Raw genomic sequence first — 18,852 nt, forward strand, 5'->3', positions numbered from 1 at the left:
AGGGCTCTGCAATCAGGTCGCCGAACTGTAGCGGCGAACGCCATTCTCCTGGCGTGACAACTGCGTCGCGACACTGCCCGGCACCGGGAACAGCACCAGGTGGTCGGCCTTCACCGCAATCCCCACATCCTCACCGACCTGGTGGTCGATATGGCTCGGGAAGATCGCCTCGAGCTGGCTGCCCGTCGGCAACTGCAAGCGGTACAGCGTCGACGCGCCAAGGAAACTCTTGCCAACGATGTTCGCCTGCAGCGCGCTGCCCGGGGCCGGCACGATGTCATCAGGGCGCAGCAGCACATCCACCGAGCTGCCCGGCGCCATGGTGTAGGCACGGTTGCCACGCAGTTCACCCAGCTCGGTATTGACCGCTTCATGGCTGCTCATCTGGCCACGGATGAAGTAACCCTGGCCGACGAAACTGGCCACGAACGGCGTCTGCGGTTCGTGATACAGGTTGTAGGGCGTGTCCCACTGCTCGAGCCGGCCTTCCTTGAACACGCCGACGTGGTCGCTGACGGCGAAGGCTTCTTCCTGGTCATGGGTCACCAGGATCGCGCTGGTGCCGCGGCTCTTGAGGATGTCGCGCACTTCGTGGCTCAGGCGCCGGCGCAGCTCCACATCGAGGTTGGAGAACGGCTCATCGAGCAGCAGCAGCTGTGGTTCCGGTGCCAGTGCGCGGGCCAGGGCGACTCGCTGTTGCTGGCCACCCGACAGCTCATGCGGGTAGCGCGCACCGAGGCCGCCGAGCTTGACCAGTTCGAGCATCTCTTCGATCACCTGCGCCTGGCGCGGGTGCTTGGCGATGCCGAAGGCAATGTTCTGCGCCACGGTCAGGTGCGGGAACAGCGCATAGTCCTGGAACACCATGCCGATCCGGCGTTTTTCCGGGGCCAGGGTGAAGCCTGCGCGGGAAATGACCTCGCCAGCCAGCTGGATCTCACCTTCATGTACCGGCTCGAAGCCGGCGATGGCGCGCAGGGTGGTGGTCTTGCCGCAACCCGAGGAGCCCAGCAGGCAACCGATGTCGCCTGCGTTCAGGTGCAGGTTGAGGTTCTGGACGATGCGCTGCTCGCCGTAGCCGCAGGCGAGGTTGCGCAGGTTGAGCAGTAGGGGTTGACTCATGCGTGGTGGTAAGCCGGTTCGACAAGGAATTCGAGAAGGGCCTTCTGTGCATGCAAGCGGTTTTCAGCCTCGTCCCAGGCAACCGAACGCGGGTCGCCGAGCAGGTCCTGGCTGATTTCCTCGCCACGGTGGGCGGGGAGGCAGTGCATGAAGAGGACGTCGGGTGCCGCCAGGTCGAGCAGTTCGCGGGTGACCTGGTACGGCGCGAAGTGCGCCAGGCGCCGTGCAGTTTCCTCCTCCTGGCCCATGGAAGTCCAGACATCGGTGACCACCAGGTGCGCGCCGCGTACGGCTTCCCTGGCATCACGAATGATCTGCACGCGGTCACCGCCCAGCGCGAGGAAGCGCTGATCGGGTTCATAGCCCTCGGGGCACGCGATGCGCAGCTGGAAATCGAACTGCAGGGCGGCCTCGATGTACGAGTTGCACATGTTGAAGCCATCACCGATCCAGGTCACGGTCTTGCCCTGGATCGAGCCGCGGTGTTCGATGAACGTCTGCATGTCGGCCAGCAGCTGGCAGGGGTGCGATTCGTCGGACAGGCCGTTGATCACCGGTACCTGCGAATGGGCCGCGAACTCGGTCAGGGTGCTGTGGGCGTGGGTACGGATCATCACCGCGTCGACCATGCTCGAGAGCACGATGGCGCTGTCGCTGATCGGCTCGCCACGGCCCAGCTGGGTGTCACGGGGCGACAGGAAGATGGCTTGGCCACCGAGCTGGATCATGCCGGCTTCGAACGACACGCGGGTACGGGTCGAGGACTTTTCGAAGATCATGCCCAGCACGCGGTTCTTCAGGGGTTCGAACAGCACGCCGCGCTTGCGCAGGTCCTTCAGCTCGATGCCTCGGCGGATCACACCGAGCAATTCGTCGGTGGTGAAATCCAGCAGGGAGAGAAAGTGCCTAGCGCTCATGATTGACTACCTTATCTGCAACGGTATGCAGGTCGACCGTATGGTTTTTTTTGACAACGGGAGTGACCTGCGGCGTAAGCCGCACGGGGCGGACGAAATGGGGAAAGGCGCAATACTATAATTAAATGTCGCCTGAAACCAAGAGGGGAAACAGCAGCTCGTTCTTAAGATGTTGCAAAGGGTGTCGTACCCCTTGAGCCAGTGCTGTTTTTTATTTGCTACAGCAGGTTGTACACGGCTTGCTGGCAATTTGGCAAATGCCTGTCGCGAATCGTGCGCCTGATGTCGCGGGATTCATGCCGCGAAGTGCGCTGGCCGGTGTACGGGCGGAGGCGCATAGTCGTTGCTCGACCATTCCTTACACGAGCAAGGCAGAGGCGGCCATGACCAAGACCCTGCATCACCGTGCCTGTCACCTGTGCGAAGCGATCTGCGGGCTGAACATCGAAGTCAGCCATGAACACGACGGGCGGGCGCTGATCAGCTCGATCAAGGGCGACCCTCAGGACCCTTTCAGCCGCGGTCATGTCTGCCCCAAGGCGGTGGCCTTGCAAGACATCCAGAACGACCCTGATCGCCTGCGTCAGCCACACCTGCGGGTGGGCGATCAGTGGCAGGCGATCGGCTGGGACCAGGCCTTCGCCCTGGCTGCCGACAGGCTGTGGGCGATCCAGCAGGCGCATGGGCGCAATGCCGTGGCGGTGTATCAGGGCAACCCGAGCGTACACAACTACGGGCTGATGACTCACAGCAACTACTTCCTGGGCCTGCTCAAGACGCGCAACCGCTTCTCTGCCACCTCGGTGGACCAGTTGCCGCAACACCTGACCAGCCACCTGATGTATGGCCATGGGCTGTTGCTGCCGATCCCGGACATCGACCACACCGACTTCATGCTGATACTCGGCGGCAACCCTCTGGCCTCCAATGGCAGCATCATGACCGTGCCGGACGTGGAAAAGCGCCTGCAAGCCCTGCGTGGCCGTGGTGGCCGCCTGGTGGTGGTCGACCCCCGGCGCAGCGAAACCGCCGCCATGGCCGACCAGCATCTGTTCATCCGGCCCGGTGGCGATGCGGCCTTGCTCTGTGGGTTGCTCAACACCTTGTTCGACGAGGATCTCACCCGCGGATCGCATCTGCCGGTGACTGGCCTGGAGCAAGTGCGTGAAGCGATCCTGCCGTTCAGCGCAGAGGCGATGAGCGCTCACTGTGGCATTGCCGCAACGCAGATACGCCAACTGGCACGGGACTTTGCCGCTGCCGACAAGGCGGTCTGCTATGGGCGCATGGGGGTATCGACCCAAGCGTTCGGCACGCTGTGTCACTGGCTGGTGCAATTGATCAACCTGGTGACCGGCAACCTCGACCGGGCGGGTGGGGCACTGTGTACCGAACCTGCGGTCGACCTGGTGGCAACCACTTCGGGTGGCCATTTCAACGCTTGGCAGAGCCGGGTTTCGGGCCTGCCCGAGTATGGCGGCGAGTTGCCGGTGGCGGCCCTGGCTGAAGAGATGCTGACCCCCGGGGAGGGCCAGGTGCGCGCCCTGGTGACGGTAGCCGGCAATCCGGTGCTGTCCACGCCCAATGGCCGGCAGCTGGATGCGGCGCTGGACGGGCTCGAGTTCATGCTCAGCATCGACCTCTATATCAATGAAACCACCCGCCATGCCGACCTGATCCTGCCTTCGACCTCGGCGCTGGAAAACGACCATTACGACAGCACCTTCAACCTGCTGGCCGTGCGCAATGTGACCCGCTTCAATCGCGCCATCCTGGCCAAGCCGGAAGGTGCCTTGCACGACTGGGAGATCTTCGTCGGCCTGGCGCAGGCGTTCGCCAAACGCGCAGCGCTCGAACTCAAACCGACCTGGCCACCGGCGCAGATGATCGATGTGGCCCTGCGCAAAGGCCGTTATGGCGAAAGCAGCGCCTGGAATCTCTCGCTGCAGGCCTTGGATGAGTACCCCCACGGGCTTGACCTGGGGCCACTGCGCGCCAACCTGCAGGCGCGCCTGGCAACCGCCAGCAAAACCGTCGAGGCGGCACCACAGGTGCTGCTGGATGACCTGCAGCGGTTGGCCCTGCAAGTGCCGCCTGCGCCGGGCGAGTTGCTGCTGATCGGCCGCCGCCACGTGCGCAGCAACAATTCGTGGATGCACAACTTCCATCGCCTGGTCAAAGGCAAGCCGCGCCATCAACTGCTGATGCACCCGCACGACCTGCAACAGCGGCAACTGCAGGATGGCCAGCGGGTGCGTATCCGTTCGCGCACCGGCACGCTGGAGGTCGAGGTGCAGGCCTGTGAAGACATGATGCCCGGGGTGGTCAGCCTGCCCCATGGTTTCGGCCATGGCCGCCAGGGCGTGCAGTTGCAGGTTGCCCAGGCACAAGCGGGTGTGAGTGCCAACGACCTCACGGATGAACGCCTGCGTGATCAGGTTTCCGGTAACGCTGCGCTCAATGGCGTGCCCGTGCAGGTCGAGGCCGCATGAGCAACGGTAAGGCCGAGCACGCTGCTCGGCTTTCCGATACAATGCGTCACCGTGCCGACGACCGCGTCGGAAAGTTCAGCCGAGGTGCTACATGGATATCATCGAAACGATCAAAGAGCAGATTGCCAACAACACCATTCTGCTTTACATGAAAGGCTCGCCGAATGCCCCGCAGTGTGGCTTCTCCGCGCGTGCCTCGCAGGCTGTGATGGGTTGCGGCGAGAAGTTCGCCTACGTCGACATCCTGCAGAACCCGGAAATCCGCGCCAACCTGCCAAAATACGCCAACTGGCCGACCTTCCCGCAGCTGTGGGTAGCCGGTGAGCTGGTTGGCGGTAGCGACATCATGCTGGAAATGTTCGAGAAGGGTGAGCTGCAGACCCTGATCAAGGAAGCAGCCGCCAAGGCCAAGGCTTCGGAAGCCTGATTATCAGGCAGCCATAAAAAAACCCGCGCAAGGCGGGTTTTTTCATGGGCAGGGAATTTACTCTTCGCCCATCTGCGACTGCAGGTAGTTCTCGATGCCGATCTTGTCGATCAGGCCCAGCTGGGTTTCCAGCCAGTCGATGTGTTCTTCCTCGGACTCGAGGATGTCTTCGAGCATGTCACGCGAACCGAAGTCGCCAGCGGTTTCGCAGTGGGCGATGGCGGCTTTCAGGTCGACCAGGCCTTTCTGTTCGATCTTCAGGTCGCACTCGAGCATTTCTTTGGTGTGCTCGCCGATCAGCAGCTTGCCCAGGTCCTGAACGTTGGGGATGCCCTCGAGGAAGAGAATACGCTTGATCAATTTGTCAGCGTGTTTCATCTCGTCGATCGATTCTTTGTACTCGTGCTTGCCGAGCTTGTTCAGGCCCCAATCTTCGTACATGCGTGCGTGCAGGAAGTACTGGTTGATCGCGACCAGCTCGTTTCCGAGGATCTTGTTGAGATGCTGGATGACGCTCACGTCGCCTTTCATGTCGGGTTCCTGCCCTGTAGAAGTGTGCCAATACAGGGAAGTTTGAGCCTGATACCCAGGGCTGTCAAACCTAAGTTATTGAATAATAAGTGAAAATTAATAGGAATAAGAATGTTTGTGAACCGCGTTGGAGCGCTAACTTATTGATATGCAGGCATAAAAAAACCGGACACGTGGTCCGGTTCTTCAAATTCTGTAATATCAGGCAGCACTAAATTCCACAGGATAGGGCAGTGCGGCGTGCTGGCTCACCTGTAATTCGGTGAGGGTCTCGCGGACCACCTGTTTGGCCAGGCAGGCACATTTGCCACACTGGCTGGCGACGTTGGTCGCCGCTCGGACTTCCTTGTAACTGCAGCATCCTTCATAGATCGCATCGCGGATCTGTCCGTCGGTGACGCCGACACAAAGACACACATACATAGGGGCTGACCATCGCGGGTTGAGTCGATGGGTTGGAGCTTAATGTTAATGAGAATGCTTGTCAAAGGACTTTCTGGAAGGGCCGTGCTTGAGCGACCGACGGTTGCATTCGGCCTGTCACCGGAAGCCGTGTATGATGGTCGGCCTTTGTTGGATGTCGGGCAGGCCTGCTTGGCCCGGCAAACGGTTTTCCACTCTCACTAGGAGATTACAATGAGCGTACTCGTTGGCAAACAAGCCCCCGACTTCACCGTCCCAGCCGTCCTGGGCAACGGCGAAATCGTCGACAGCTTCAACCTGGCCTCGGCCATCAAGGGCAAGTACGGCCTGGTGTTCTTCTACCCACTGGACTTCACCTTCGTCTGCCCGTCCGAGCTGATCGCCCTGGACAACCGCATTCCTGACTTCCAGGCGCGCAACGTTGAAGTGATCGGCGTTTCGATCGACTCGCACTTCACCCACAACGCATGGCGTAACACCCCGGTCAACGCCGGCGGTATCGGCCAGGTCAAGTACACCCTGGCGGCCGACATCACCCACGAAATCTGCAAGGCCTACGACGTCGAGTCCGAAGGCGGCGTAGCCTTCCGTGGCGCCTTCCTGATCGACACCAACGGTGTTGTCCGTTCGCAGATCGTCAACGACCTGCCACTGGGCCGCAACATGGACGAGCTGCTGCGCCTGGTCGACGCCCTGCAATTCCACGAAGAGCACGGCGAAGTCTGCCCGGCCAACTGGAAGAAAGGCGACCAGGGCATGACCGCTTCGCCAGAAGGCGTTGCTGCTTACCTGAGCGAGAACGCTGGCAAGCTGTAATTGCCACGCGCACAAAAAAACCGGCCCATGTGGCCGGTTTTTTTGTGCCTGACATCTGGGGCCGCAAAGCGGCCCCAGGATTGCGACTCAGTCGTTGAAGTCGCGCCAGCCGCCCATTTCCTTCCAGCGGTTGACGATGCCGCAGAACAGCTCGGCAGTCTTCTCGGTGTCGTAACGGGCCGAGTGCGCCTCGCGGCCGTCGAAGTCGATGTCGGCGCTCTGGCAGGCCCGTGCCAGCACGGTCTGGCCGTAGGCAAGGCCCGCCAGGGTCGCGGTGTCGAAGCTGGAGAATGGGTGGAACGGGTTACGCTTGATATCGTTACGCGTTACCGCCGCATTGAGGAAGCCAAGGTCGAAGCTGCTGTTGTGACCGACCAGGATCGCCCGTTTGCAGCCGTTGGCCTTCAGCGCCTTGCGCACACCGCGGAAAATGTCGGTGAGCGCGCTTTCCTCGCTCACGGCCATGCGCAGCGGGTGGTCCAGCTTGATGCCGGTGAACTCCAGCGCGGCCGGCTCGATGTTGGCCCCTTCGAACGGCTCGACCCGGTAGAAGTAGGTGTGCTCGGGGAACAGGAAGCCCTTCTCGTCCATGCCGATGGTCACCGCGGCAATTTCCAGCAGGGCGTCGGTGGCGCTGTTGAAGCCGCCGGTCTCGACATCCACCACTACCGGAAGATAGCCACGGAAGCGCTCGGCCATCGGGTGGCGCGAACCGCTGCCGACCTGACCGTCCTGGTCGTCTTCGTAGAGGTCTTCGCTCACGCGTTGTCCTCCAGCAGGCGCCAGCGCAGTTTTTCACCGGCGCGCAGCGGGATCACGGTCTGCTCGCCAAATGGCAGGCTGTCCGGGGCGGTCCATTCTTCGCGGACCAGGGTGATGGTGTCGGTGTTCGCCGGCAGGCCATAGAAAGCCGGGCCGTGCAGGCTGGCGAAGCCTTCCAGCTTGTCCAGCGCATTGCGCTGTTCGAACGCCTCGGCGTACATCTCGATGGCGGCGTAGGCGGTGTAGCAGCCGGCGCAACCGCAGGCGGCTTCCTTGGCGTGACGGGCGTGGGGGGCCGAGTCGGTGCCGAGGAAGAACTTCGGGTTGCCGCTGGTGGCCGCGTCCAGCAGCGCCACCTGGTGGGTGTTGCGCTTGAGGATCGGCAGGCAATAGAAGTGCGGGCGGATACCGCCGACCAGCATGTGGTTGCGGTTGTACAGCAGGTGCTGGGCAGTGATGGTGGCGCCGACGTTGGCCGGGGCCTCGGTGACGAACTGCGCGGCATCACCGGTGGTGATGTGTTCGAACACCACTTTCAGGGTCGGGAAGCGTTCGACCAGGCGGCGCATGTGCTCGTCGATGAAGCGCTTCTCGCGGTCGAACACGTCGATCTCGCTGCGGGTCACTTCACCGTGCACCAGCAGCGGCATGCCGACTTCAGCCAGCGCCTCGATGGCCGGGAAGATGTTGTCGATGCTGGTCACGCCCGAGTCGGAGTTGGTCGTCGCGCCGGCCGGGTACAGCTTGGCGGCGTAGACGATACCGCTGGCCTTGGCCGCGCGGATGTCCTCGGGGCTGGTGCGGTCGGTGAGGTACAGCACCATCAGCGGTTCAAAGCGGCTGCCAGCCGGGCGGGCAGCAAGGATGCGCTCGCGGTAGGCACCGGCTTCGACGGCATTGCGTACCGGCGGAACCAGGTTGGGCATGATGATGGCACGGGCGAAAGTACGCGCCACATCGCCAACGGTATGGGGCAGGACGGCACCATCGCGCAGATGGATGTGCCAGTCGTCGGGACGCAGGAGGGTCAGGCGATCGGACATTGGGAATTCCAGGCGGGTCGAACTCAGGCCCCAATGCTACCGGAAAACCCCGGTCCGAGCACGGCTATCAAGTTTTCCGGCAAGCGTCCGATAGCCTGCCTGTAAGCCGTCAGAATTTGTGGAGCCGCCCGTGCGCCAGCGTTACCTAGCCCTGTTGACCCTTGTCGCCAGCCTGCCGGCCGGCGCACTGACCTTCCAGACCCGCATGGAGAATGTCGCCTGGAAAGTCGAGGGTGACCAGTTCGAATGCCGCCTGATCCAGCCGATCGACGGTTTCGGCAGCGGCGAGTTCGTGCGCAAGGCGGGTGAGCAGCCGGTGTTCCAGCTACGTTCGCACAGCAATGTGCTGGGCGCAGGCTCGGCCACCTTGCTGGCTGCGGCTGCCCCTTGGCAGCCGGGCCGCGGTGATGTGAACCTCGGTGCCGTGCGCATGGCCCGCAGCGGCGTGCTGTTCAGTTCGTCGCAGAGCCAGGCCAGCCGCCTGATCAACGGCCTGCTCGATGGCCGCAGCACGGTCGTGCGCAACTACACCGGCGAAGGCGGGCGGGCAATGGAAGTGCGCGTGCTGCCGGTGAGCTTCGCCAAGGCGTACAGCGACTATCAGGCCTGCGCCAGCAAGATGCTGCCGATGAACTATGACCAGGTCCGCCAGACCCAGGTTGGCTTCCCGGGCGGTGGCTACGACCTTGACGCCGATGCCCGTGCGCGGCTGGATGTGATCCTTGATTACCTCAAGGCCGACCCGACGGTGAACCACATCGAACTCAACGGCCATTCCGACAACAGTGGAAATCGCCTGACCAATCGCGACACGTCGCGGCGTCGGGCATTGGCCGTTGCCGATTACTTCAAGGCCCATGGTGTGCCGGAAGAACAGATCGTCGTGCGCTTCCATGGCGAGCGCTATCCGCTGGTGAAGAACAACAGCCCGGCCAATCGGGCGCGTAACCGGCGGGTGAACATCGAACTGGATCGGGTGGCTGCGGTGGAGAAGCCTGCGGCGCAGCCGGTTCAGCAACCGGCACCCGCCATCCCGCCTGCCGCTGCGGCACCGGCACCGGCACCGGCACCGGCTGCGTCGGGGGCGAAGGCACCCTGACCGTTTCTCGTCTCCACCCCGCGTCGCGCCGCTGACAGTTCCTGTCGCTTTGTCGTCAGAAGCTGTCGCCCCACTGTAAATTTATCCGCAACGCCGGTAGAATCGATCCCTTTCCGTACAACCCCGTGGAGTGATGGCATGGCGGACGTAAAAAAGGTCGTACTGGCGTATTCCGGCGGCCTTGATACTTCGGTGATTCTCAAGTGGCTGCAGGATACCTACAACTGCGAAGTGGTGACCTTCACCGCTGACCTGGGTCAGGGCGAAGAAGTGGAGCCGGCTCGCGCCAAAGCCCAGGCGATGGGCGTAAAAGAGATCTACATCGACGACCTGCGCGAAGAGTTCGTGCGTGATTTCGTCTTCCCGATGTTCCGCGCCAACACCGTCTACGAAGGCGAGTACCTGCTGGGTACTTCCATCGCCCGCCCGCTGATCGCCAAGCGCCTGATCGAGATCGCCAACGAGACCGGCGCCGACGCCATTTCCCACGGCGCTACCGGCAAGGGTAACGACCAGGTCCGCTTCGAGCTGGGTGCCTACGCCCTCAAACCAGGCGTCAAGGTCATCGCCCCGTGGCGCGAGTGGGACCTGCTGTCCCGCGAGAAGCTGATGGACTACGCCGAGAAGCACGGTATCCCGATCGAGCGCCACGGCAAGAAGAAGTCGCCGTACTCGATGGACGCCAACCTGCTGCACATCTCCTACGAAGGCGGTGTCCTGGAAGATACCTGGACCGAGCACGAAGAAGACATGTGGCGCTGGAGCGTCTCGCCAGAGAACGCCCCGGACCAGGCTACCTACATCGAGCTGACCTACCGCAATGGTGACATCGTCGCCATCGACGGCGTCGACATGACCCCGGCCACCGTGCTTGCCGAACTGAACCGCATCGGCGGCGCCAACGGTATCGGCCGCCTGGACATCGTGGAGAACCGTTATGTGGGCATGAAGTCCCGCGGCTGCTACGAAACCCCTGGCGGCACCATCATGCTCAAGGCCCACCGCGCCATCGAGTCGATCACCCTGGACCGCGAAGTCGCTCACCTGAAAGACGAGCTGATGCCGAAGTACGCCAGCCTGATCTACACCGGCTACTGGTGGAGCCCGGAGCGTCTGATGCTGCAGAAGATGATCGACGCTTCGCAGGTCAACGTGAACGGCGTCGTGCGCCTGAAGCTGTACAAGGGCAACGTCATCGTGGTTGGCCGCAAGTCGGACGATTCGCTGTTCGATGCCAACATCGCGACCTTCGAAGAAGACGGCGGCGCCTACAACCAGGCCGATGCCGCGGGCTTCATCAAGCTCAATGCGCTGCGCATGCGCATCGCTGCCAACAAGGGCCGCGGGATGCTCTGAGCATCAGGCTGACTTGGCAAATGAACCCCGGCTCAGGCCGGGGTTTTTTTTGCCGCTGGCGCGTGCCTTGATCAATGTCCATGGGACAAGTCCTCAGGCACGCCAGTAGTCGAAAGAACGACACATTGGTGCAGATCCATATTGCACAAGCGCCACTGCCTGTTCTCGGCATGCGGCTGGGCCATGGCTTGCATGACATGTTGTTGTATCTGTTTCTGCGCGTCAGGGCCGGAAAACATCATGGTTACAGTTTCTGGCGTATCGGAGCGCCCCGCTTGTTCGGGCATGCTCTTCTGCTCGGCCGTGGCTGGCTTGTAGAAGGACTTGTAGTTGAAGTTCAGGGTGAGGAAGAACAGAGCGGTGAGGAAGAAGGGAAAACCCACGAGGAACCAAGTGTAGTACGTCTGACTTTTCTCGCTGAGAAAAGGCAAGGTTGCCAAAGCAGAAGCTTCGATGATGCCAGCGAAGATGGCGATTATCGTCAACGGAGCAACAGGTTGGTTATCGGTCATGTCATTGCCTCCTGCATGTGCTGCCTATCAATAACCTACTGGGCGCCTCAACTAAATTGTGGACTTTTTCCGGGTGATCGAACTTGTCGAGGGGGGCGAAGACGTGCGCAAGATCGATCATTGTGCACTCGCACGCTCGTAAGCACTTTCGCAAAGAAGCTGTAAATTTTTTCTTGTAGGAAAATTCCCAAGCTGACGTAAGGTTCATCTATTCGGCTATTTATGCGGGGAATGGGCGCGCTATTGAACGTTCTGCTCGGTTAAGGTGAGCCAGTCGTCAAAGCAAAATAACGAATGATGGATATCGCATGAATAAAGTCCTTATCGTGGATGATCATCCGGTCATACGCTTGGCAGTGCGCATGCTGATGGAGCGGCATGGGTACGATGTTGTCGCGGAAACCGACAACGGCATAGCGGCCTTGCAGCTCACTCGCGAACACCTGCCCGATATCGTCGTGCTCGATATCGGCATCCCCAAGCTCGACGGGTTGGAGGTCATTGCCCGTATGGCTAGCGCCAGCCCCGGCAGCCGGGTTCTGGTACTGACTTCCCAGGCAGCTGGGCATTTCTCCATGCGCTGCATGCAGGCGGGGGCTTCAGGCTACGTGTGCAAGCAGCAGGAACTCACCGAACTGCTCAGTGCCATCAAGGCAGTGCTCTCTGGTTACAGCTATTTCCCGAACCAGGCATTGCACAAGTCGCTTGGCCGGGTGGGGGGCGCAAGCGAGGCGGACATGGTCGAACGCCTGTCGGCAAGGGAGATGATGGTGCTGCAGCAGCTTGCGCGGGGGCGGTCGAACAAGGAGATAGCCGACAGCATGTTTCTCAGCAACAAGACGGTCAGCACCTACAAGACCCGCCTGCTACTGAAGCTCAATGCCCACTCACTGGTGGACCTGATCGAACTGGCCCGGCGGCACGGCCTGAACTGAGCCTGGCATGCACCAAGCCTCCGTGAAGGAGGCTTGGTGTGACGTTACAGGTCGTAATCGAAATCGGCGAGTTGCCGTTGCAGGCGCCGCTCTTCGAGGAGGTTGTCTATGGTGCGACGCTTGCTCAGGTTGGTCTTCGCGGTTTCCACCTGGGGCTCCGCTTCGTCGTCAGCGGTGGCAAAGTCATCTTCGATCGACAGGTCGTCTTTATCGGTACTCATGAGTCGCTCCAAGCCAATGGGCCATTGGCCGTCCTTATAGCGAGAAAGCGAAGTCCGGTAAAAAAGATTTTTTCAATCGCGATGCAGCTGTTTTTGCTATTGGCTCAATCGTCCGAGGTCTTGTGCTTGTATTCGCAGAGGTCTTCGATGCGGCAGCTGCCGCAACGTGGCTTGCGTGCCTGGCAAACGTAGCGGCCATGCAGGATGAGCCAGTGGTGGGCGTCGAGCAGATAATCCCTGGGGACGAACTTGAGCAGTTTCTTTTCGACCTCGAGCACGGTCTTGCCAGGTGCGATGCCGGTGCGGTTGCTGACCCGGAAGATATGCGTGTCCACGGCCATGGCTGGCTGGCGGAAGGCGGTGTTGAGCACCACGTTGGCGGTCTTGCGGCCAACACCCGGTAACGCCTCCAGTGCTTCACGGGTCTGCGGGACTTCGCCGCCATGGCGCTCGATCAACAGGCGGCACGCCTCGATGACATTCTTGGCCTTGCTGTTGTAGAGGCCGATGGTCTTGATGTATTCGCTCAGTCCCGCGACACCGAGCGCATGGATGGCTTGCGGCGTATTGGCGACCGGGAACAGGCGCGCGGTGGCCTTGTTGACGCCGACATCGGTGGACTGAGCGGAAAGCGTCACGGCAACCAGGAGCTCGAAAGGGGTGGTGTAAGCCAATTCCGTCTTTGGGTCGGGATTGTCTTCGTGCAGCCTGCGAAAGATCTCCAGGCGTTTGGCGGCATTCATGGGGTCAACGCTTTCCTTGACGACGTGTGAGGGTGGGGCGTAGCCAATTGTACAAGGCCAGCAGCGCGCCGAGCAGTAGCAGTGCGCCTGGTGGCAAGTTGGCCAGGTGCATGCCGGCGACCTGATCCAGCCATTGGCGGCCGGCACCCAGCAGCAGGCAGGCAAGCAGCAGCCCGGTCAAATGAAGCAACAGCTGGCGCCAGCGCCCTGCGCTTGGCAGCAGTGCGTCGATGGCAAGGCATTGCAGGCAGATCAGCGCTGGGAAATAGCCAAGCGTCAGTGCCAGCGGCAATGCCCAGGCACGCAGCGCCAGTTGCAGGCAGCTGGCAAGCGCAGCCAGCAGCAGCAGGCTTGCCAGCCAGTATTTTGCGCCACTGAGCGTTGCCCTCAGCGGGCATAGCAAGGCTTGGTGCAGAAGCACCAGCACGAGCATGCACACGCCCAGAGCCACCGTTTGAGGGAAGCTTCGGGTCGCGCCAAGCAGCGGCGCCAGGCCGGTTACAAGCAAGCAGAATCTATTCATGGCCGGGGGCTCCGAGCAGTTCGCTGCGATGCTGGTCAAAATAGCGCAAGGCTTCCTGCTGGGCTTCGATGACTGCCCGAGACGTCACCGTAGCACCGGCCAACTGGTCGAACTCGCCCTGGTCGCGCCTGATCGCCCAACGATCGTCAGGGCCATGCCTGGCAAACTGCGCCAGCCAGCCAGACTGCGGATCGGCAATCTGGCCGCCCAGCCCAGGACTTTCCTGCTGTTCGACCACCCGGGTGCCGATCAGGCGGCCATCGGCGGCGATGGCAATGATCAGCCTGATAGGGCCGGCATAGCCCTGTACCTGGCTCACCAGCACGATGGCGGTTGGCGAAGCGCCGTGGGTTGCGCGATAGGCGGCGAGTACCTTGCTGTGAAGTGGCTGGTCGGCTGGCAATGGCAACGCACTGTCCAGCGGGTGGTTGTCGTAGCTTTGCGCTGGCAGGGCCGCGAGGAACTGGCTTGCCTGCAACTGGCGCTCGGCATCGGCAATGGTGGGGCGGGTCCAGTGTTGCCAGGCCAGCGTCACTGCCAGTGCCGAAGCACCGACAGCCAGTAACAGTAAAGTGCTGCGAACGGGCGCGATCATGGCAGGACCTGCGGTCGCCGCAAGGCGAACCGATCCAGCGCGGGCGCCGCCAGGTTCATCAACAGGATGGCGAATGCCGTGCCATCCGGGTAGCTGCCCCAGGTGCGAATCAGGTAGATCAGCGTGCCTGCGCCAAAGCCGAACAACAACCTGGCCAGGTTGGCCTTGGGGCCGGACACCGGCTCCGTGGCGATGAAGAACGCCGCCAGCATGGTCGAGCCGCTGAACAGGTGCAGCAGGGGCGAGCCGTTCGAATCCGAGCCGGAGCCGTTCCAGGCCAGCAGGCTGAACAGGAACAAGCCGGCCAGCAGGCCTGCCGGGGCATGCCAGCTGATGACCTTGCGCTGCAAGAGAAACAGCCCGCCAAACAGCAGTGCCAGGTTCACCTGCTCGCTGTTGCGGCCGCCGAAACTGCCAAAGCCAGGGTGGCTGGCAAACAGTTCGTCGATGGTCAGGCTGCGGTTGTGACGCAGGCCGTCGAGAAGGGTCGGCCCCGCCCACGCATCGATCTGGCCGCCACTGCCAGACAGCAGTTGCAGGCTATCGATGAGGCCGAGGGCCTGGTTGGGCCAGTGGGTCATTTGCAGTGGAAAGTTGAGCAGCACAAAGGCATAACCGACCATCGCTGGGTTGAACAGGTTGCGGCCGACTCCGCCAAAAGCCTGCTTGCCGACGCCGATGGCAATGCCTGCCGCTGTCACCGGCAGCCACCAGGGCGCCGCAGCCGGCAGGGCGATGGCCAGCAGCACGGCAGTCACCAACGCACTGCCATCGTTCAATGCTGGCAATACGGGCTGGCGGCGTACAGCCAGCAGTGCCGCTTCGCAGCCCAAGGCACAACTGGCACACAACAGCAGGCTGAACAGCACGCCCCAGCCTTGCGTCCAGAACGCCGTGAGCAAGCCGGGTATGCAGGCCAGCAGCACCAGGCCCATGGCCTTGCGTAACCGTGGGTCAGGGCTTGCCATGGTCGCGCCCGGCTGCGGTCTGCGCAGCATCGGCAGCAGCGCTTTCTTGCGCCTTGATCCGCTCGAGGGCGGCCTTGATCGGGTCTGCCGCGCCTTTTGCGGCATCGGCCCGTGCCAGGCGTTGCGCTTCGCGGCGCGCGATGTCGCGTTGCAGGCGGGCATTTCGCTGTTCGTGGCGCTGGCGCGCATGATCTCGGCGCTGGCGGCGGGCTTGCAGTTGCTCGGGTGTGTGGGCCAGGCCGCTGACAATCGGCACCACGGTCGCCGGCAGCGGGCGCATGTCGATGCAATCGACCGGGCAGGGAGCCAGGCAAAGGTCACAGCCGGTGCATTCGCTGGCGATGACCGTGTGCATCAGCTTGGCGGCACCGATGATGGCATCCACCGGGCAGGCCTGGATGCATTTGGTGCAACCGATGCACTCGGCTTCGCGAATGTACGCCACCTGGGGCGGTGCGCTACCCCGCTGCGGGTCAGGCTCAAGCAGCGGTACCTCGAGCAGCACGGCCAGGGCGGCGATGGTTTCACTGCCGCCTGGCGGGCATTTGTTGATGGCTTCGCCCGCCGCCAGGCCTTCGGCGTAGGGCCGGCAACCGTTGTGGCCGCATTTGCCGCACTGGGTTTGCGGCAACAGGGCGTCGATGCGTTGAATCAAGTTCATTGCGTGAATAATCCGTTGAATCCCGAGAACGCCAGGGCCATGACACCTGTACCGATCAATGTGATGGGCAGGCCGCGCAGCGCAACGGGCACTTCAGCGTGCTGGCTGCGCTGGTGCAGGTCGTCGAACAGCGCCAGTGCAAGCCAGAAGCCCAGGCCAGCCACTATTGCCCCGCTCACCGTGGCCAGCGGCGTGGCGCTGTCTCCTGCCATTTGCAGGGCAAGGCCCAGCAGCAGAGCATTGCCCAGCAATGGCAGCGCAAGGTGCCCGGTGGGCCATTGCGGGCGTAGCCTTGCCAGCCCTTGCGGCACGCCCCATGCCAGCAACCCCAGCCAGGGCAGCAGCAGGAACAGGCGCAGGTCCTGTAGATGCCAGGGCACTACCACCAGTCGTTCGAGCATTTGCCCGCCGGCTACCCCGAGTGCTATCGACAGGGCGCCTGCCAGGCCGCACACGTGCAGGCGCAGCCGGCTCAACGGCTGTTGTTGCAAGAGCAGGTGGCTGACTAGCGCAGCGCTGGCCAGGATCAGCATGGTGTCGTTCATGTGAATGACGATAGCCGGAATCGCCTGGATCGTCCGGCATTGGCGCAGCAGATGGAACTGCCCCGGCGGTGAGGCCGGGGCAGGGGGGTTACTTGATGCGCTGACCTGGCTTGGCGCCGCTGTCAGGGCTGAGCAGGTAGATCTCTTCGCCGCCAGGGCCGGCCGCCATGACCATGCCTTCGGACATGCCAAAGCGCATCTTCCGTGGCTTGAGGTTGGCCACCATCATGGTCAGGCGGCCTTCAAGCTTGGAGGGGTCCGGGTAAGCCGACTTGATGCCGGAGAACACGTTGCGGCGCTCGTCACCGATGTCCAGCGTCAGCTGCAGCAGCTTGTCGGCGCCCGCTACGGCCTCGGCCTTGACGATCAGCGCGACGCGCAGGTCGACGGCGGCAAAGGTGTCGAACTCGATCTCGGCCGACAGCGGATCCTTGGCCAGCTCGCCATTGCCGGCTGGCGCCTGGGCTTCGGCGGCCAGCAGGTCTTCCTTGCTGGCGGCGACCATGGCTTCGACCTTGGCCGGTTCGATACGGCTCATCAGTGCCTTGAACGGGTTGAGCGGGTGGTTCTCCAGGCGCGACTGATGGTCGTTCCAGGTCAGCGGCGCGACGTTGAGGAACGCCTCGGCATCGGCAGCGAGCAGCGGCAGCACTGGCTTGAGGAAGATCACCAGCTGGCGGAACAGGTTGATGCCCTGGGCGCAGATGGCCTGGACTTCGTCCTGCTTGCCTTCCTGCTTGGCCAGCGACCAGGGCGCCTTGTCGGCGATCCAGGCGTTGGCACGGTCGGCCAGGGCCATGATTTCGCGCATGGCACGGCCAAAGTCGCGGCCTTCATAGGCCTCGGCGATCGACGGGGCGGCAGCGAGGAAGGCCTCGGTCAGCTCCGGCGCAGCGTCGCCAGCGACCATCACGCCGGCATTGCCCTTGTGGATGAAACCAGCGCAACGGCTGGCGATGTTGACCACTTTGCCGACCAGGTCGGAGTTGACCTTCTGCACGAAGTCCTCGAGGTTCAGGTCGAGGTCATCGACGCCACGGCCAAGCTTGGAGGCGTAGTAGTAGCGCAGGTATTCCGGCTGCAGGTGGTCGAGGTAGGTGCGGGCCTTGATGAAGGTGCCGCGCGACTTCGACATCTTCGCGCCGTTGACGGTCAGGTAGCCGTGCACGTTCACCGCAGTCGGTTTGCGGAAACCGGCGCCTTCGAGCATGGCGGGCCAGAACAGGGCGTGGAAGTTGACGATGTCCTTGCCGATGAAGTGGTACAGCTCGGCCTTGGAGCCTTCGTTCCAGAATGCGTCGAAGTCCAGCCCCGGGCGGCGCGCGCAGAGGTTCTTGAAGCTGGCCATGTAGCCGATCGGCGCGTCCAGCCAGACATAGAAGTACTTGCCCGGCTCGCCCGGGATCTCGAAGCCGAAGTACGGCGCATCACGCGAGATGTCCCACTCCTGCAGGCCCGAATCCAGCCATTCGGCGAGCTTGTTGGCCACGGCGTCCTGCAGGGTGCCGCTGCGGGTCCACTGCTGCAGCATGGCCTGGAAGTCCGGCAACTTGAAGAAGAAATGCTGGGAGTCGCGCAGTACCGGGGTGGCACCGGAGATCGCCGACTTCGGGTTCTTCAGTTCGGTCGGGGCGTAGGTGGCGCCGCATTTTTCGCAGTTGTCGCCGTACTGGTCTTCAGCCGCGCATTTCGGGCAGGTGCCCTTGATGAAACGGTCGGCGAGGAACATGCCCTTCTCGGGGTCGAAATACTGGGTCACCGAACGGGTGGCGATGTGCCCGGCGTCACGCAGGCGCCCGTAGATCAGGCCCGACAGCTCACGGTTTTCGTCACTGTGGGTGGAGTGGAAGTTGTCGAAATCCACCAGGAAGTCGGCGAAGTCGGCGCTGTGCTCGGCCTGGACATTGGCGATCAGCTGCTCCGGGGTGATGCCTTCCTTCTCGGCACGCAACATGATGGCCGAACCGTGGGCATCGTCGGCGCAGACGTAGATGCACTGGTTGCCGCGCAGCTTCTGGAAGCGCACCCACATGTCCGTCTGGATGTACTCCAGCATATGGCCAAGGTGGATGGATCCATTGGCATAGGGCAGGGCGCTGGTAACGAGAATCTGACGTGGCTCGGACATGGTGGCTCGGCTACTTATCTGGCTCGGGTAAAA

The 18,852-nt window shown here is 62.4% G+C and carries 20 protein-coding genes and 1 pseudogene; 6 read left to right on the plus strand and 15 right to left on the minus strand.

The window, feature by feature from the left end:
• Positions 1-12 precede the first annotated feature (12 nt).
• Positions 13-1,122 (minus strand): ABC transporter ATP-binding protein, encoded by a 1,110-nt coding sequence (locus CAF78_RS09770; RefSeq protein WP_085675225.1) that lies wholly within the window; start codon positions 1,120-1,122, stop codon positions 13-15.
• Complete coding sequence (argF, locus tag CAF78_RS09775; protein WP_085675226.1) at positions 1,119-2,039, minus strand: ornithine carbamoyltransferase; 921 nt, start codon at positions 2,037-2,039, stop codon at positions 1,119-1,121. Before argF ends, CAF78_RS09770 begins: the two co-directional genes overlap by 4 nt.
• A 383-nt stretch (positions 2,040-2,422) precedes the next feature.
• Here argF and CAF78_RS09780 point away from each other — a divergent pair, with 383 nt between their 5' ends.
• Positions 2,423-4,531: a molybdopterin oxidoreductase family protein gene (locus tag CAF78_RS09780; RefSeq protein ID WP_085675227.1), complete on the plus strand. Its 2,109-nt coding sequence runs from the start codon at positions 2,423-2,425 to the stop codon at positions 4,529-4,531.
• Positions 4,532-4,622: 91 nt separating this feature from the next.
• The gene (grxD, locus tag CAF78_RS09785) at positions 4,623-4,958 is read left to right on the plus strand and encodes a Grx4 family monothiol glutaredoxin (RefSeq protein WP_003254949.1); all 336 of its coding nucleotides are present in this window, start codon (positions 4,623-4,625) and stop codon (positions 4,956-4,958) included.
• Positions 4,959-5,015: 57 nt separating this feature from the next.
• On the opposite strand, the gene bfr is transcribed toward grxD, so the two are convergent.
• Together bfr and CAF78_RS09795 are read right to left on the minus strand one after the other, a co-directional pair.
• Positions 5,016-5,489 carry a bacterioferritin gene (bfr, locus tag CAF78_RS09790; protein WP_003258014.1) on the minus strand — a complete coding sequence of 158 codons (474 nt, stop codon included), beginning with the start codon at positions 5,487-5,489 and terminating at the stop codon, positions 5,016-5,018.
• 201 nt (positions 5,490-5,690) lie between these two features.
• Positions 5,691-5,912 (minus strand): bacterioferritin-associated ferredoxin, encoded by a 222-nt coding sequence (locus CAF78_RS09795; protein ID WP_085675228.1) that lies wholly within the window; start codon positions 5,910-5,912, stop codon positions 5,691-5,693.
• Positions 5,913-6,125: 213 nt separating this feature from the next.
• On the opposite strand from CAF78_RS09795, the gene CAF78_RS09800 reads away from it, so the two are divergent.
• A complete protein-coding gene (locus tag CAF78_RS09800) occupies positions 6,126-6,728 on the plus strand; it encodes a peroxiredoxin (protein ID WP_027918971.1) in 603 nt (200 codons plus the stop codon).
• Positions 6,729-6,815: 87 nt separating this feature from the next.
• Here CAF78_RS09800 and rnt read toward each other — a convergent pair whose 3' ends face one another.
• Together rnt and pyrC are read right to left on the minus strand one after the other, a co-directional pair.
• Complete coding sequence (rnt, locus tag CAF78_RS09805; RefSeq protein WP_225923474.1) at positions 6,816-7,427, minus strand: ribonuclease T; 612 nt, start codon at positions 7,425-7,427, stop codon at positions 6,816-6,818.
• Between the two features lie 59 nt (positions 7,428-7,486).
• A complete protein-coding gene (gene pyrC, locus CAF78_RS09810) occupies positions 7,487-8,533 on the minus strand; it encodes a dihydroorotase (protein WP_085675229.1) in 1,047 nt (348 codons plus the stop codon).
• A 130-nt stretch (positions 8,534-8,663) separates the two neighbouring features.
• On the opposite strand from pyrC, the gene CAF78_RS09815 reads away from it, so the two are divergent.
• Together CAF78_RS09815 and CAF78_RS09820 are read left to right on the plus strand one after the other, a co-directional pair.
• Positions 8,664-9,632 carry an OmpA family protein gene (locus CAF78_RS09815; protein WP_085675230.1) on the plus strand — a complete coding sequence of 323 codons (969 nt, stop codon included), beginning with the start codon at positions 8,664-8,666 and terminating at the stop codon, positions 9,630-9,632.
• A gap of 138 nt (positions 9,633-9,770) precedes the next feature.
• Positions 9,771-10,988, plus strand: coding sequence for an argininosuccinate synthase (locus CAF78_RS09820; protein ID WP_054885859.1), 1,218 nt, complete (start codon positions 9,771-9,773; stop codon positions 10,986-10,988).
• A 71-nt stretch (positions 10,989-11,059) separates the two neighbouring features.
• On the opposite strand, the gene CAF78_RS09825 is transcribed toward CAF78_RS09820, so the two are convergent.
• Positions 11,060-11,500 (minus strand): hypothetical protein, encoded by a 441-nt coding sequence (locus CAF78_RS09825; RefSeq protein ID WP_085675231.1) that lies wholly within the window; start codon positions 11,498-11,500, stop codon positions 11,060-11,062.
• A 308-nt stretch (positions 11,501-11,808) separates the two neighbouring features.
• On the opposite strand from CAF78_RS09825, the gene CAF78_RS09830 reads away from it, so the two are divergent.
• Positions 11,809-12,435, plus strand: a complete 627-nt coding sequence (locus CAF78_RS09830; protein ID WP_085675232.1) for a response regulator transcription factor — start codon at positions 11,809-11,811, stop codon at positions 12,433-12,435.
• A 44-nt stretch (positions 12,436-12,479) separates the two neighbouring features.
• On the opposite strand, the gene CAF78_RS28550 is transcribed toward CAF78_RS09830, so the two are convergent.
• From CAF78_RS28550 to metG, 8 genes and pseudogenes are all read right to left on the minus strand, one after another.
• On the minus strand, positions 12,480-12,656 hold the full coding sequence (locus CAF78_RS28550; RefSeq protein ID WP_027918964.1) for a PA3496 family putative envelope integrity protein: 177 nt from the start codon (positions 12,654-12,656) through the stop codon (positions 12,480-12,482).
• 104 nt (positions 12,657-12,760) lie between these two features.
• A complete protein-coding gene (gene nth / locus CAF78_RS09835; protein ID WP_085675233.1) occupies positions 12,761-13,399 on the minus strand; it encodes an endonuclease III in 639 nt (212 codons plus the stop codon).
• 4 nt (positions 13,400-13,403) lie between these two features.
• Positions 13,404-13,922, minus strand: coding sequence for an Rnf-Nqr domain containing protein (locus tag CAF78_RS09840; RefSeq protein WP_085675234.1), 519 nt, complete (start codon positions 13,920-13,922; stop codon positions 13,404-13,406).
• Complete coding sequence (locus tag CAF78_RS09845) at positions 13,915-14,517, minus strand: RnfABCDGE type electron transport complex subunit G (protein WP_085675235.1); 603 nt, start codon at positions 14,515-14,517, stop codon at positions 13,915-13,917. Before CAF78_RS09845 ends, CAF78_RS09840 begins: the two co-directional genes overlap by 8 nt.
• A complete protein-coding gene (locus CAF78_RS09850) occupies positions 14,514-15,485 on the minus strand; it encodes an RnfABCDGE type electron transport complex subunit D (protein ID WP_085675293.1) in 972 nt (323 codons plus the stop codon). Before CAF78_RS09850 ends, CAF78_RS09845 begins: the two co-directional genes overlap by 4 nt.
• A 1-nt stretch (position 15,486) precedes the next feature.
• Positions 15,487-16,146: pseudogene (locus tag CAF78_RS09855) on the minus strand (RnfABCDGE type electron transport complex subunit B); the annotation flags it as partial.
• On the minus strand, positions 16,143-16,691 hold the full coding sequence (locus tag CAF78_RS09860) for an Rnf-Nqr domain containing protein (protein WP_085675237.1): 549 nt from the start codon (positions 16,689-16,691) through the stop codon (positions 16,143-16,145). The pseudogene CAF78_RS09855 and the gene CAF78_RS09860, both read right to left, overlap by 4 nt.
• An 88-nt stretch (positions 16,692-16,779) precedes the next feature.
• On the minus strand, positions 16,780-18,819 hold the full coding sequence (gene metG, locus CAF78_RS09865; protein WP_085675238.1) for a methionine--tRNA ligase: 2,040 nt from the start codon (positions 18,817-18,819) through the stop codon (positions 16,780-16,782).
• Between the last annotated feature and the right edge of the window lie 33 nt (positions 18,820-18,852).

The organism is Pseudomonas sp. R28(2017) (assembly GCF_002112505.1).
In the GTDB taxonomy this organism is placed as follows: Bacteria; Pseudomonadota; Gammaproteobacteria; order Pseudomonadales; family Pseudomonadaceae; genus Aquipseudomonas.